The sequence below is a fragment of the Flavobacterium segetis genome, assembly GCF_900129575.1.
Classification (GTDB): Bacteria; Bacteroidota; Bacteroidia; order Flavobacteriales; family Flavobacteriaceae; genus Flavobacterium; species Flavobacterium segetis.
Genome location: NZ_FQWE01000003.1, coordinates 340,250 through 354,287 on the forward strand (window position 1 = coordinate 340,250; position 14,038 = coordinate 354,287).

Consider the following 14,038-nt stretch of genomic DNA (forward strand, 5'->3'; position numbering starts at 1 on the left):
ATAGAATCTATTTCAAATCGTTTCCAATATCTTTTCTAAAATACATCTTATCAAAATTTAGTTTATCTATGTTTTGGTAAGATTTTTTTATGGCCTCTTCAAAATCATTTCCATACGATGTAACTGCTAAAACGCGTCCACCATTAGAAACTATATTTCCATTATCTAGTTTGGTTCCAGCGTGAAATACAATTGAATCTTCTATACTTTCAAGTCCTGAAATAATCTTTCCTTTTTCAAAATCTTCGGGATAACCTCCAGAAACTACCATTACCGTTGTGGCACTTCGTTCATCGACATCTAACATGATTTCATCCAATTTTTCATTAGCTACAGCCAAAAATAATTCGACTAAATCTGTTTTTAATCTCGGTATTACAACTTCTGTTTCAGGATCGCCCATTCGCACATTGTATTCAATAACAATTGGTTCATTGTTTACATTAATTAGCCCAATAAATACAAATCCTTTATAAGGAATTCCGTCTTTTTGAAAGCCATCAATAGTTGGCTTTACAATGCGTGTTTCAATTTTTTCCATTAAAACAGCATCAACATAAGGAACAGGAGAAACGGCTCCCATTCCGCCTGTATTTAATCCTGTATCGCCTTCGCCAATGCGTTTATAATCTTTAGCAGTGGGCAATATCTTATAATTTTTTCCATCGGTAAGAACAAAACAACTTAATTCTATACCATCAAGAAATTCTTCAATCACCACTTTTGAACTCGCTACACCAAATTTTTGATGAACGAGCATGTTTTGCAATTCTTCTTTGGCTTGCGCTAAATCTTGAATGATAAGAACACCTTTTCCAGCTGCTAATCCGTCTGCTTTCAATACATAAGGTGGTTTTAGGGTTTCAAGAAATTGAAAGCCTTTTTCAACTGTAGCAGCTGTAAAACTTTCGTACGCGGCGGTTGGAATATTATGTTTAATTAAAAATTCTTTGGCAAATTCCTTACTTCCTTCGAGTTGAGCTCCTAATTGAGACGGACCAATAACTGGTATATGTTGTAAATGAACATCGTTTAAGAAAAAGTCATAAATTCCTTTTACTAAAGGATCTTCAGGGCCTACAACAACCATTGAAACTTTTTCTTGAAGGACAAATGTTTTAATCGCTTCAAAATCAGTTATACTTACTGCAACATTAGTAGCAATTGAAGCGGTGCCAGCATTTCCCGGAGCAACAAAAAGGGTTTTACAAAGTGGACTTTGAACCATTTTCCATGCAAAAGCATGTTCTCTTCCGCCAGAACCTAATAATAAAATTGTCATGTGTTGTGTGTTTAGTTGTGTGTTTACTTTTTCAAGTAGATGCAAAAATAATTAGTTTTAAACGTAAAAAACAATTAATTCTTAAAAAACTCCTATTTACGATCCTTTAGTTCTAACTAAATATTATTTTTGATAAAACATCAGTTTCAATGATTCCACTTTTCAACATTGCACTTCAAGCAAATGGTTTTCCTATTAACGAAGCTAAAATTGAACTACAAAAAATTTTGGCACTCAACGATACCGGTTACAAAAAATTTCTCGAAAATAAAAAAAAAGAAATTGTTGCTTTTCACTTAAAAAATAATCTTTTTTACCAGCAATTAGTTGGTTCTAAAACAATTTCTAACTGGAAAGATTTACCAGTTTTAAACAAACAGAATTTACAAAAACCAATATTAGAAAGGTTATCTACAGGATATTCTTTAAAAGAGGTTTATGTCAATAAAACTTCTGGTTCAAGCGGAACTCCCTTCATTTTTGCTAAGGATAAATACTGTCACGCATTAACTTGGGCTTCAAACATATACCGTTTTAGTTGGTATGGAATTGATTTCAATACTTCATACCAAGCTCGTTTTTATGGAATTCCGTTAGACTTTTTTGGAAATAAAAAAGAAAGAATGAAAGATTTTTTAAGCAATCGTTTTCGATTCTCTATTTTTAATTTATCTGATTTAGTTTTAGAGAAGATGTTACTTAAATTTCAGAAGTCGAAATTTGATTATATAAACGGTTATACTAGTTCAATTGTTTTGTTTGCCAAATTTTTACAGAGCAAAGAAATTATATTAAAAGATATTTGCCCGAGCTTGAAAGTGTGCATGGTGACTTCAGAGATGCTTTTTGATAATGATAAACTATTGCTGGAAAAGCAATTTGGAATTCCTATTGTTAATGAATACGGTGCTTCCGAATTAGATTTGATTGCTTTTCAAAATCCAAATTTAGAATGGCAAGTGAACTCAGAAACTTTATTCATAGAAATTCTTGATGATGCTAATCAACCGGTTCCACATGGTTCTTCAGGTCGAATTGTTATTACATCGCTATTTAATAAAGCGCATCCATTTATACGATATGACATTGGTGATATTGGAATTCTAGACGAAAAAAGTACATTACAAAGACCTATTCTCAAAAAATTAATTGGAAGAACTAATGATATTGCCCACTTGCCCAGCGGCAAAAAATCACCCGGATTGACTTTTTATTACGTGACAAAAAGTATCATTGATGATGATGGAAACATTAAAGAATTTATTATCACACAAACTAAAATTGATTGTTTTGAGATTGAATATGTGAGTGAAATTGAACTTACGGTAGAACAAATAAAAAAAATTGAATTCGCAGTAGATTTATATCTTGAACCAAATTTACATTTTACATTTATTAGAAAATCAAAATTAGAACGAAGTAAAAGTGGAAAATTGCATCAGTTTAAATCGCTGCTTTGACATAATGAGGTTTTATAATTAGTTGGGTAAAAAGAAAAACAATCATTAAACAGAGCGAGGAAATAATACTATAGCCATGAAAAAATCGATAGACTGCATAATTGTGTTTTAATAATGCGAGCTTTGAAGATGATAATGAGTTTTTACGTACTCTATAATAAGCTAAACTTTCAGGAACAACCTGAGCCACTTCAATTTTATCTAAAATAGTAAGCCATAACATCCAATCTTGGCGTTTTCTAGTTAATGAAATACTGATTTTCCCAAAATAATCAGCATCATAAATTCCTGTAAGATTACCTACGTAATTACAAAAAAACAGTTCCTTGTAGGATAAATGTTTTGGTGCTTCAATCGTTATGTTCAGTAAATTTCCCTCTTCGTTTATATAATCATAAAAAGAAAAAGTAAATGGTAGATTATTATTTATAAGAAAATTAACCTGCTTTTCTAATTTATCGGACTTCCATAAATCATCAGCATCTAGAAACGAAATGTATTTTCCTTTAGCATAATCTAGTGCAGTATTTCTTGCTATTCCAGTTCCAGAATTGCTAGCAAGCTTTATTAATGTAATCCGATTATCAATAGCTGCAATTTTCTCAATTATGGCAACAGTCTTATCTGTAGAGGCATCATCGACAATAATCATTTCCCAGGTTTGATAGGTTTGATTTTGCACAGATAGAATTGCTTCTTGAATATACTTTTCAGAATTATACGAAGGCGTTAAAACAGATACTATAGGATTTTCCATTTTAATAGGCTTTATCATCACCTCTTAAGGTGTTGAAAATGGTATCAATTATAATTTTTACATCTAACAATAATGACCAGTTTTCAATATAAAAAATATCATATTTTACCCGATTTATTATATCTTCATCATTTTCAACTTCTCCTCTAAACCCTTTCGTTTGTGCTAATCCTGTTATTCCTGGTTTCACAAAATGACGAACCATGAATTTATCCACTTTAGCTGCATAAATATTAGTTACACTTACCATGTGTGGTCGAGGGCCAACTATTGACATTTCGCCAAAAAAAACATTAAAAAACTGTGGAAATTCATCGATACTGGTTTTACGAATAAATTTCCCTACTTTAGTTACACGTTTATCGTTCTTAAAAGTAAGTTGCATGTCGGCATTTTCATTCAGTTCCATAGATCGGAACTTATAACAATTAAAATCTTTTAAATTTAATCCATTTCTTTTTTGGACAAAAAATATTGGTCCTTTTGAATCTAATTTAATTATTATTGCCATGATTGGCACTAGCCAAGACAAAATACTTACGATTATAAATAATGAAAAAACTAAATCAAAAACACGTTTAATTACCTTATTAAAACTTTCTTCCTGCAGTATATTCCGCAACGAAATTATAGGAATATAGCTGTAAAATTCAAATTTAACATTACTGGAAAGAACTTGTTTTCCATCAGGAATAAATTTTACAGTTTTTAGGTTATTATCAGCAAAGTCAATGATAGTAGCTATTAAACTGTCTGGTAAATCCGCCACAGCACAATAAATTTCATCAATTTTTTTATCGGCTACAAAGGAGAGACATTCGTTGATTCTTGCTTTTTTATCTTCATTTACACTAAATACTTTTACTAGATTATATCCATAATCAGGATTATCAGTAAAAAAATGTTTTAGAGGTTCAATATTATTATCATTGCCTAATAAAACTACTGTTCTAGAATTGCCACCGTATAAAACCCTAAATCTTCTTAAAAAATAATAGATAAAAAGTTTCACTGCTAAGATTAATGATACCGATATTAAAACACATAAAACAACTTTTTTTTGATAGACAAACTCAGAAAAATATAGTTCTAGCGCAAGACAAACAAAACCAAATAAAACGGTTTGTTTAACGGTATTATTAAGAATTGTTATTACTCTTGTGTAGCGGTATACTTCATAAAACCCAAAATAAATAGCCATAATAAACCAAGCTACGCTAATAAAAACGGCGTAAAGAGTTTGATTTTGGTGAAAACCAACAATTAAAATAGAAATTGCATTGATTATTATTAAATCAACTACGTAAGAAAACGGGCGAATATAGGCCGAATATCTTCCTACTCTTGCTTTCACTATTTTATGTAATTTGAAAAATCTTTATGCTCTTCCTTTGAAAGTTCATCAGCAGATAATGATTTAAAATAATCGTAAGTGATTTTCATTCCTTCAGCACGACCAATTTTAGCTTCCCAGCCTAGTAACTCTTTTGCTTTTGTAATATCTGGTTGCCGTTGTAAAGGATCATTCATTGGCAAAGGATGGTATACTACTTTTTGATTTGTACCTGTTAGTTTTATAATCTCTTCCGCAAAGTCTTTAATGGTTATTTCATTTGGATTACCAATGTTTACTGGATAAACATAATCAGAATGCAATAATCTAAAAATTCCTTCTACTTGATCATCAACATAACAGAAAGAGCGTGTTTGCATTCCATCTCCAAAAATCGTTAAATCTTCGCCGCGAATGGCTTGTCCAATAAATGCCGGAATTACACGACCATCATTCAGTCTCATTCTTGGGCCGTAGGTATTAAAAATACGAACAATTCTGGTCTCCACACCGTGAAAAGTATGATAAGCCATAGTGATCGATTCCTGGAAACGTTTAGCCTCGTCATATACACCTCGTGGACCTATAGTATTTACATTTCCATAATATTCTTCTGTTTGCGGGTGAACTAGAGGATCGCCATACACTTCAGATGTTGATGCGATAAGGATTCGCGCCTTTTTTACTCTGGCCAAACCTAAAAGATTGTGCGTTCCTAAAGATCCGACTTTTAGCGTTTGGATAGGAATTTTTAAATAATCAATGGGACTCGCTGGTGAAGCAAAATGAAGAATATAATCTAAATTACCTGGAACATGAACAAACTTTGTGATATCATGATGATAAAATTCAAAATGCTCTAATTTAAAAAGATGTTCAATATTTTTTAAATCACCGGTAATGAGATTGTCCATACCTATAACAAAATATCCTTCCTTTATAAATCGATCACAAAGATGTGAACCTAGAAATCCTGCCGCGCCAGTGATTAAAATTCTTTTCATAATTCTTATGCTTTGCTAGAAAAATAATTTTCTCCGTTTATAATTTATTTAGAATTAAAAATTTGTTCTAAAATTTTAATTGTGATTAAATAGGTTGGTTTTACACCCGTAGTTCCTAGTCCTCCTGATGCCAATGTACTTCCTGTTTCTAAAGGATTATCTGATGCGTAATAAGCATATCTAACCTTTACATTGTGTGGTACACTTTTTCTGATTTTTGAAGCTGATTGAATCGCTTTTTGATAATAAGAACCTTCCATTTCTAATCCTATTACTCCCCAAGTTGACTCATGAAAAAACTTTAACAAATCTCTATTTTGTAATGAAGTTCCTAACACAGTAACCATTGGACCGGCAAAAACTGCAATGTCATTTCCTTCAAACATATCAGCTGATAATTCATTTTTAAAATAATAATTATCTGCAGTTCCTTCATTAATATGCGCATTTGGAATCATAATATCTCCTTTTCCGCCTTCTAGAATTCCTGCTTTTCCCATAATAGAAACTGATTCCACATTAAGCAAAATATCTTTTTTGAATGGTTTCAATAATTCATCAATAGTTTCATAAGCTTGCTCACCAAAGGCGTAATCCATTACAATTAATACAGGCTGTTTATCGCCTGTTTTTGCTGTAGCAAAAGAGGTTTTTTTCCAGTCAATTTTTGCCGTATCAAATATTTGTACGTCTATGTTAGTACCTGAACTATCAGGCAACGAAATCATTCCTTGCTTCAATGCTACTGCTGTCACTTGGTTCCGAACCTCATCAGCGCCAGATTTACTCAATTCTTCATAGATAAAAAAATCTGATTTATCTTTAAATTTAGTTTTCAAAACCTCGGTCGCAAATATTGAATTCATCACTGAGTGCATATTAGCACTAATAACGTGTATAGGACGATCTAAAAGTTGATTTGCTTGTAAAACTTCCTTGATGTTCGTAGCCCAAATTTCACCATGAATATGGTGTCCTAAACGTTCTCTTAAAATAGGACTGAACGTAATTGTCCTTTTATTATCATCTACAATTTCTTCAATGGCTAATTTCCCCAGCCAAAAAATGACATGTAAAAAACGATCTGGCGCAGCGGCTGAACCAAAAGCATCATAAATATCTAGTACTTCCTCAAAAGTTCTACCTAAGATATTAGCCGAATGGGAAATGGCTTTCTCTTTTTCGACCTGTGTTAATTTTTTCTTTTGAGAAACTGCCTGTTCTAATTTGAACCAATCACGCGAAACTTCGCCTGCATCATCAAGTAGAACTCTGTTTCTAATTTTATGTGATTCGATAAATATAAATGTCAAATGTGTCAAAATATCATAGATGTCTGAACGACCTCTGGTAATTTCAACATTCATTTGCTCTTCATCAATACGGTAGCAATTACGACGCCTCTTTGGTGGAACAATCGCTTGAAAATGTGATTTAGAATATCCTTCTTCTGAAGTTAAATTAATAAATCGACATTCTTCTATTCCTACAGGAAGTCGTTCAATAACGTACAACAGTCCGTTTAATTCCACTTTGTCTTCGGCAATATTTCCATAAATTTCTGGACGTAAAGCTAGTAATGCTTCTCGTAAGGTATCGCCTGAAATTCCCATTGGTTTATAGAAACCTCTATTGAATAAATGACGCATTGTAATGTACATTTTTTCAATGGCTGCTGATGATTCCTGAGCTCGCGAACGAGATATATTTTTTGTTTGTTTCATTTTATAATTATTTTCTAACCTGCAAAGTTAGTTTTTTTATGTTTTAATTTGTTAATGTTAGATTAATTGCGGGCTCTATTATAACGTTCTTTGAATTTTCTTTCATTGAAGAACCTTTTCTAGACATCCATCGCCCTTCTCGATACGTAAATGTATTTTCCGTTTCAACTTTATTCACTAGTATAGCTGGAGCATAATTCATAGAATAATTATTTGATGATCCTTTAAAATTAGTTTTATATAAATATTTATTTTCTTCGATTATTAACCATTCATAAGCTATAAAAATTCCATTATCCGGGAAAATTATATTGAAATTGGACAAATCAATTACATTTTTAGTTTTTCCTGATTTTACAACAACTACAATATCTTCTTTTAATAAGTCTTCTGCTGGGAAACCATTTTCTTGAACTGCAAAAATTCTCAATTTGAATTTCGCGTTTTTTATTTTGCTCTTTGTAAATACTATAGCATTTTTCAAAAAAGGAGTTTTTTTATATAAATTATTATACTCAAATCGTTTAGCATAAATCCAAGGCACAGAGCCTGAAAGATGGCTTGCGTATGGTTTTTTATAATTTCCAATTTCACTTTCTATTGCCCTTTTGCTTTTAGCTATTACAACTTCATTTAAATTATAAATGGCGGTTTGCAAAGTCACTATTTCTTTATCAATAATTTTAATTTTCTTCAATTCAAAACCTACTGCAGAGAAAATAAAGGCTTTTTCAATAGTGGAATTTATAAAAAACTCACCTTTTTGATTAGAAGTCGTTCCTATGTTTTCATTTTCTACCCAAATGTTGACATAAGCAATAGCTTGGTTTTTCTCATCAACGACAGTTCCATTGATCTGCGAACTCATTGAAAAATAAACAAGAAATACAAGCACGTAAAAAATTTTCATTTTCCTTTATTCTCTTTTTAATAAATCAACAATATTCCTATTATCCGAAAGTCTTGGAATTTTATTTTGACCGCCTAATTTACCTATCGATTTCATATAATCTTGAAATCCATTTTTCACCACTTTGGTAACCACCACTTTTCGCAACACTTTACCCACTATCAAATCATCATAATACATATTTTGTTTGCGCATGGAATTGTCTAGTGCTTCCGCAAAAGCTACGCTGTCTTGCGGTTCGTTTTCAAATTCTATAAACCACTCATGATACGGTAAACCAGATTCTGGCGTGATTTGAGGAGCAATAGTAAATTCATTAATACGTATATCCGTTCCAACAATCGCTTCTTGCAAAGCACTTTCTACTTCCTTGCCAATTACATGTTCGCCAAAAGCAGAAATAAAATGCTTAATTCTACCCGAAACAATGATTCGATACGGTTTTAAGGACACAAATTGTACCGTGTCACCTATATTATATGCCCAGAGTCCTGCATTTGTAGATATGATTAAAACATAATTTACATTTAATTCTACTTCACCAATTGTATGACGTTTTGCATTTTCATTATGAAATTCGTCACTTTTTATAAATTCGTAGAAAATTCCAGCATTCAATAGCAGTAACATTCCTTTTTCTTTTTGAGAATCTTGATAAGCAAAAAATCCTTCTGAAGCCGGAAATAACTCAATACTATCTACTTTTCGACCAATAAGGTTTTCAAATTTAGCGCGATACGGTTCGTAATTAACACCACCGTAAATAAATAAATTAAAGTTTCTGAAAATTTCTCCAACTGGCTTCTCTCCTTTTTGCTGTAATTTTTCAAAATACATTTGTACCCAAGATGGAATTCCCGAGATAACCGCCAGGTCTTCGTTAAACGTCTCTTCCACAATTGCGTTTACCTTAGTTTCCCAATCCTCAATACAATTAGTTCCTAAAGATGGCATTCTATTTTTTTGCAAGTATTTTGGAACAAAATGAGCTACAATTCCAGACAACCGACCTAAGTTTATTCCATTTTTTTCTTCCAGAATTGGGCTTCCTTGCAGAAAAATCATTTTCTTATCTACAAAATCAGCATTTCCTGTTTCATTAATGTAATGCAAAATTGCGTTTCTAGCTGCTTCAATATGATAAGGCATGGATTCTTTAGTAAGCGGAATGTATTTTGCCCCTGAAGTTGTACCTGAAGTTTTTGCAAAATAAAGTGGTTTTCCTTTCCAGAGTATATTATCGGCACCTTCAACTACTTCATCAATATAGTGCTTCAATCCTTCGTAATCGCGAACTGGAACTTGCCGAGCAAAATCTGCAGTAGTTTTAATTTGTTCAAAATTATGATCCACTCCAAACTTCGTGTTTTTAGCTTGCTTAATTAATTCTAAAAAAACGCTGTTTTGAGTTTCAACTGGATTGATAACCCATACTTGCGTTTTTTTGTAGATTTTTTTTGCAAATATTTTTGCAGCAATAGATTTTAATGACATATATATTTTTGTTTTGCCAAGAAAGTTTAAAGGCTCAAGGTTTCTAAGATTTTATTTTTTAATTTTCCTCGCTTTAACTTTTGATGCCTCATTAAGCTGAATGTTTTTTTCTTCTTGATAAATCTGATTTCGTAACTCTAATTCTTCGTCTGAGGCTTTTAACTTTTCAGGCTCGATTTCAATTTCTGCAGCAGCAATAATTGAATCTTTATTAAATTTGGCATAGTCGAGCTTGCCAGTTAGTACTTTTTTTATAGAAAGAATATAAGCTTCATTTTTTTTAAGAGCTATGGTCAAGGAATCTGATTTTAAAGCTAATTCGGTAGCGTCCTTCTTCAATTTAGTTGATGAATAACCAGGAATGAATTCTCGCAGCGGTGTAAATGCAATGATAAAAGTAGTAACAAATGTAATTATGATTGCGCCCAAAGTAGCAAATATAAAAACGTTCATCAGCGTTAGTTTGAATGAAAATGTTTCCTCAAATGTATCTTCATTTAAAATTATTAAACGTCTTTTATTGAATAAATTTTCTTTTATCTTGAGCTGTTTCAGCTTTTTCTTAAACATACAATTTCTATATGAAACAAATATAACAATTAATGTTGGGAATCGAAATCATTGGTTTTATAGCTAACAATTATCAAAAAATTAAATTAGTAAATTTTTAACGCTTTTGAAACTCAAATAAATCTAATAAAATGATTTTCCGTGAACTAATTCTGCATACCTTTGCTTATCTTTTTTAAAAAATAGAAAATATGAACTTTTTAACTATAACTTTAGGGATGTTGCCTGGTGGTTCAGAATGGATTCTTATAATTGCAGTTGTTTTATTGCTTTTTGGAGGTAAAAAAATTCCAGAATTAATGAAAGGCTTAGGTGGCGGAATTAAGGAATTTAAAAATGCTTCAAAAGAAGATCAACCAGCTCCGAAAAAAGAAGAAGAAATTAAAGAATAATTATCTTTATATTTCAATACGCGAGAATATCCAAATTCTATAAGTTTTACTTATGGAATTTGGATATTTTTGTTGATTATAGTATCATGGTCAACTGAATTCTCTTTCGATCCTCGTCCACTTCCGTTACTTTAACTTGAACATGTTGATGCAATTTGACTACTTCATTGACATCACTCACAAAACCTACTTTCAATTGTGAAATGTGAACTAAGCCACTTTCTTTAACACCAATATCAACAAAGCAACCAAAATTGGTAATATTATTTACAATTCCAGGCAAAATCATTCCTGATTTTACGTCTTTTATTACTTTTACATTTGGATCAAATTCAAATACTTTAGCTGCTTTTCTTGGATCTAATCCGGGTTTCTCCAACTCTTTTATAATATCTTTTAAAGTTAGTACACCTATCTCCGGAGTACAGTAATTCTCTAGTTTGATTAATGCTGTTTTTTCCTTATTAGCAATTAAATCATTAACTGTCAGTTTTAAATCATTAGCCATTTTTTCAACAATCCCGTAAGCCTCTGGATGAACAGCCGAATTATCCAATGGGTTTTTGGCATTGGTAATTCTTATAAAAGCAACTCCTTGTTGAAAGGCTTTTTCGCCTAAACGTGGCACTTTTTTTAATTGTTTTCGATCAGTAAATGGTCCGTTTTCATAACGATATTTGACAATATTTTCCGCTAGCTTCTCTCCTATTCCACTCACATAGCTCAATAAATGTTTGCTTGCTGTGTTGATATTTATTCCCACCGAATTCACGCAACGAATAACCGTTGTGTCCAACTCCTCTTTCAACTTATTTTGGTCTACATCATGCTGGTACTGGCCTACGCCAATGGCTTTTGGATCAATTTTTACCAATTCAGCTAAAGGATCTGAAAGTCTTCTTCCTATAGAAACCGATCCACGAACTGTTACATCATAATTAGGAAACTCCTCTCTCGCAATTTTTGAAGCCGAATAAACCGATGCTCCTGCTTCACTGACTATGAAAACTTGTACAGGCTTGTCAAAAGCGATTTTTTTAATAAAAAATTCGGTTTCTCGTGAAGCGGTTCCGTTTCCTATAGAAATGGCATCAATTTGATAGGCATTTACCATCGAACGGATTTTTTTCATTGCCATTGTCGTTTCGTTTTGCGGTGCGTGCGGATAGATATTTTCATTGTAAAGTAAATCGCCTTTTTCATCTAAACAAACTACTTTACAACCACTTCTAAATCCAGGATCAATAGCAAGGATTCGCTTTTCTCCTAGCGGCGGCGCTAGCAATAGTTGACTTAAATTATTAGCAAAAACCTGAATAGAATTGGCATCAGCCTTAACTTTTGCTTCCTGTAAACTTTCATTTGATATTGCAGGATTTAAAAGTCGTTTGAAACTATCTTCAATAGCAAGCTGTATGTGTGAAGTAAAATTACTTTGTTTTTTTAAAATTATTTCATCAATTAAATCATAAGCTTCCTCAATATCAACTTCAATTTTCATTTTAACAAAGCCTTCGTTTTCAGCGCGAAGCATGGCTAATAATCGATGTGAAGGTGTTTTACTTAGCGGCTCGACCCAATCAAAATATTGATTGAATTTTTGTGCATTTTCATCCTCTTTTTTAGTTTTCACTACCTTGGTAGCGATGCTCGCTTTCCTTTGATATAATCGTCGCAATTGTTTTCGAACATAAATATTTTCGTTTATCCATTCGGCTACTATATCTCTTGCACCTTGCAATGCAGCTTCTTCATTAATAACCTTTTTATTTAAATATTTTGTTACAATAAAGGCGATATCATCATTGCCTTGATCCATCATTGTTTTTGCCAAAGGTTCTAAGCCATTTTCACGTGCTACATCAGCTCTTGTTTTTTTCTTTTTTTTAAAAGGTAAATAAAAATCTTCAATTTCTTGTAAATCAAAACTATTTTCAATTTTAGATTTTAAATTTAGTGTTAAAGCATTTTGTTCTAAAATAGATTTTAAAATTGCGTCTTTTCTTTTTACAATTATTTCAAATTCTTTTTGAAACTTGGCTATGTTTTCAATTTGCACTTCGTCGAGATTTCCAGTAGTATCTTTTCGATATCGCGAAATAAAGGGGATTGTACAATCCTCAGCTAATAATTGAACCGTGTTCTGAATGTTTATATCTGCTGTTTTGACTGATCTAGCAATGAATTGTATATTGGTCATTTTTAATGTTAGTTTGAAGATATTTTGAAATAAAATTTAAAGAAAACAAGATGCTAAAATAATATCTTTGTTAGATAAATTGAGTTAAATGAATATTTTATTATACGTTTTTTTTAGCGTTAATATAATTGCTTTTTTACAAATTGGTTACGACAAAAAATTAGCTCAAAACCAAAAAAGGCGAATTTCTGAAAAAACACTTCTTGCGTTTGTCTGCATCGGTGGGACAATTGGTTCCGGATTAGCAATGCTTATTTTTAGACATAAAACAGCCAAAAGAAGTTATTTTTTGAAATTATCGTTGATTATAATTGTACAAATTTTGATATTTTGTTTTTATTTTTTAAAAATAAAAATATTGATTGCGTCAATCAATTGAAGCAATCAATGTAATTTCAGACAAGAGAAAATAAAAAAAGCTTAGTGTTATGACTAAGCTTATAATTATTGGTGCGAAGCACCACCGATTTTTTTTATGAACAAGCAATTTTATTAACTCTGTTTTGATGCCTTCCACCTTCAAATTCAGTAACAAGAAAAGCGTCAACCATTTCTACAGCCTGTTGGATTGAAGTATAACGAGCAGGAATACTTATTATATTAGCATCATTATGTTGGCGCGCTAAAATTGCGATTTCTTTCATCCAGCATAAAGCAGCACGTACTTTTTGATGTTTGTTAGCAGTCATTGCAATTCCGTTTCCGCTTCCGCAAATGATAATTCCAAAATCGGCTACACCTTCAGAGACATCTTTTGCAACGGGATGTCCAAAATCTGGATAATCAACACTATTAGTAGAATCCGTTCCGTAATTAGTTACCTGATGTCCTTTTGCATTTAGCATTTCAACAATTGCTTTTTTATAATCAGGCGCTGCATGGTCGTTTCCAATGGAGATTTTCATAAAATAT

At 31.8% G+C, this 14,038-nt stretch carries 13 protein-coding genes; 3 read left to right on the plus strand and 10 right to left on the minus strand.

Annotated features, from left to right (window positions below; translation table 11 throughout):
* Window positions 1-7 precede the first annotated feature (7 nt).
* Window positions 8-1,282 (minus strand): phosphoribosylamine--glycine ligase, encoded by a 1,275-nt coding sequence (gene purD / locus BUA99_RS05870; protein WP_072989473.1) that lies wholly within the window; start codon window positions 1,280-1,282, stop codon window positions 8-10.
* 149 nt (window positions 1,283-1,431) lie between these two features.
* On the opposite strand from purD, the gene BUA99_RS05875 reads away from it, so the two are divergent.
* Window positions 1,432-2,742: a phenylacetate--CoA ligase family protein gene (locus BUA99_RS05875; protein ID WP_072989475.1), complete on the plus strand. Its 1,311-nt coding sequence runs from the start codon at window positions 1,432-1,434 to the stop codon at window positions 2,740-2,742.
* Here the strand turns inward: BUA99_RS05875 and BUA99_RS05880 are convergent.
* Genes BUA99_RS05880 through BUA99_RS05910 form a run of 7 tightly spaced genes read right to left on the minus strand, consistent with a single transcriptional unit; the run spans window position 2,726 to window position 10,534 of the window.
* A complete protein-coding gene (locus BUA99_RS05880; protein ID WP_072989748.1) occupies window positions 2,726-3,499 on the minus strand; it encodes a glycosyltransferase family 2 protein in 774 nt (257 codons plus the stop codon). The two genes, BUA99_RS05875 and BUA99_RS05880, sit on opposite strands and share 17 nt — an antisense overlap.
* Before the next feature lies 1 nt (window position 3,500).
* Entirely contained in the window at window positions 3,501-4,853 is a 1,353-nt protein-coding gene (locus BUA99_RS05885; protein ID WP_072989477.1) for an exopolysaccharide biosynthesis polyprenyl glycosylphosphotransferase, read from the minus strand.
* The gene (locus tag BUA99_RS05890; protein WP_072989480.1) at window positions 4,853-5,836 is read right to left on the minus strand and encodes a UDP-glucuronic acid decarboxylase family protein; all 984 of its coding nucleotides are present in this window, start codon (window positions 5,834-5,836) and stop codon (window positions 4,853-4,855) included. Before BUA99_RS05890 ends, BUA99_RS05885 begins: the two co-directional genes overlap by 1 nt.
* A gap of 44 nt (window positions 5,837-5,880) precedes the next feature.
* Window positions 5,881-7,560 carry a DUF6909 family protein gene (locus tag BUA99_RS05895; protein WP_072989483.1) on the minus strand — a complete coding sequence of 560 codons (1,680 nt, stop codon included), beginning with the start codon at window positions 7,558-7,560 and terminating at the stop codon, window positions 5,881-5,883.
* 43 nt (window positions 7,561-7,603) lie between these two features.
* The gene (locus BUA99_RS05900; protein ID WP_072989485.1) at window positions 7,604-8,470 is read right to left on the minus strand and encodes a carboxypeptidase-like regulatory domain-containing protein; all 867 of its coding nucleotides are present in this window, start codon (window positions 8,468-8,470) and stop codon (window positions 7,604-7,606) included.
* Window positions 8,471-8,476: 6 nt separating this feature from the next.
* Entirely contained in the window at window positions 8,477-9,964 is a 1,488-nt protein-coding gene (locus tag BUA99_RS05905; RefSeq protein WP_072989488.1) for a GH3 family acyl-acid amido synthetase, read from the minus strand.
* Window positions 9,965-10,015: 51 nt separating this feature from the next.
* Window positions 10,016-10,534, minus strand: coding sequence for a peptidase (locus BUA99_RS05910; RefSeq protein WP_072989491.1), 519 nt, complete (start codon window positions 10,532-10,534; stop codon window positions 10,016-10,018).
* Between the two features lie 191 nt (window positions 10,535-10,725).
* Here BUA99_RS05910 and BUA99_RS05915 point away from each other — a divergent pair, with 191 nt between their 5' ends.
* Entirely contained in the window at window positions 10,726-10,926 is a 201-nt protein-coding gene (locus BUA99_RS05915; RefSeq protein ID WP_072989494.1) for a Sec-independent protein translocase subunit TatA/TatB, read from the plus strand.
* A gap of 76 nt (window positions 10,927-11,002) precedes the next feature.
* Here the strand turns inward: BUA99_RS05915 and BUA99_RS05920 are convergent, their stop codons facing one another.
* Window positions 11,003-13,126, minus strand: a complete 2,124-nt coding sequence (locus BUA99_RS05920; RefSeq protein WP_072989497.1) for a Tex family protein — start codon at window positions 13,124-13,126, stop codon at window positions 11,003-11,005.
* An 88-nt stretch (window positions 13,127-13,214) separates the two neighbouring features.
* On the opposite strand from BUA99_RS05920, the gene BUA99_RS05925 reads away from it, so the two are divergent.
* Window positions 13,215-13,505: a DUF1294 domain-containing protein gene (locus BUA99_RS05925; RefSeq protein ID WP_072989500.1), complete on the plus strand. Its 291-nt coding sequence runs from the start codon at window positions 13,215-13,217 to the stop codon at window positions 13,503-13,505.
* Window positions 13,506-13,599: 94 nt separating this feature from the next.
* Here the strand turns inward: BUA99_RS05925 and rpiB are convergent, their stop codons facing one another.
* On the minus strand, window positions 13,600-14,031 hold the full coding sequence (rpiB, locus tag BUA99_RS05930) for a ribose 5-phosphate isomerase B (protein WP_072989502.1): 432 nt from the start codon (window positions 14,029-14,031) through the stop codon (window positions 13,600-13,602).
* Between the last annotated feature and the right edge of the window lie 7 nt (window positions 14,032-14,038).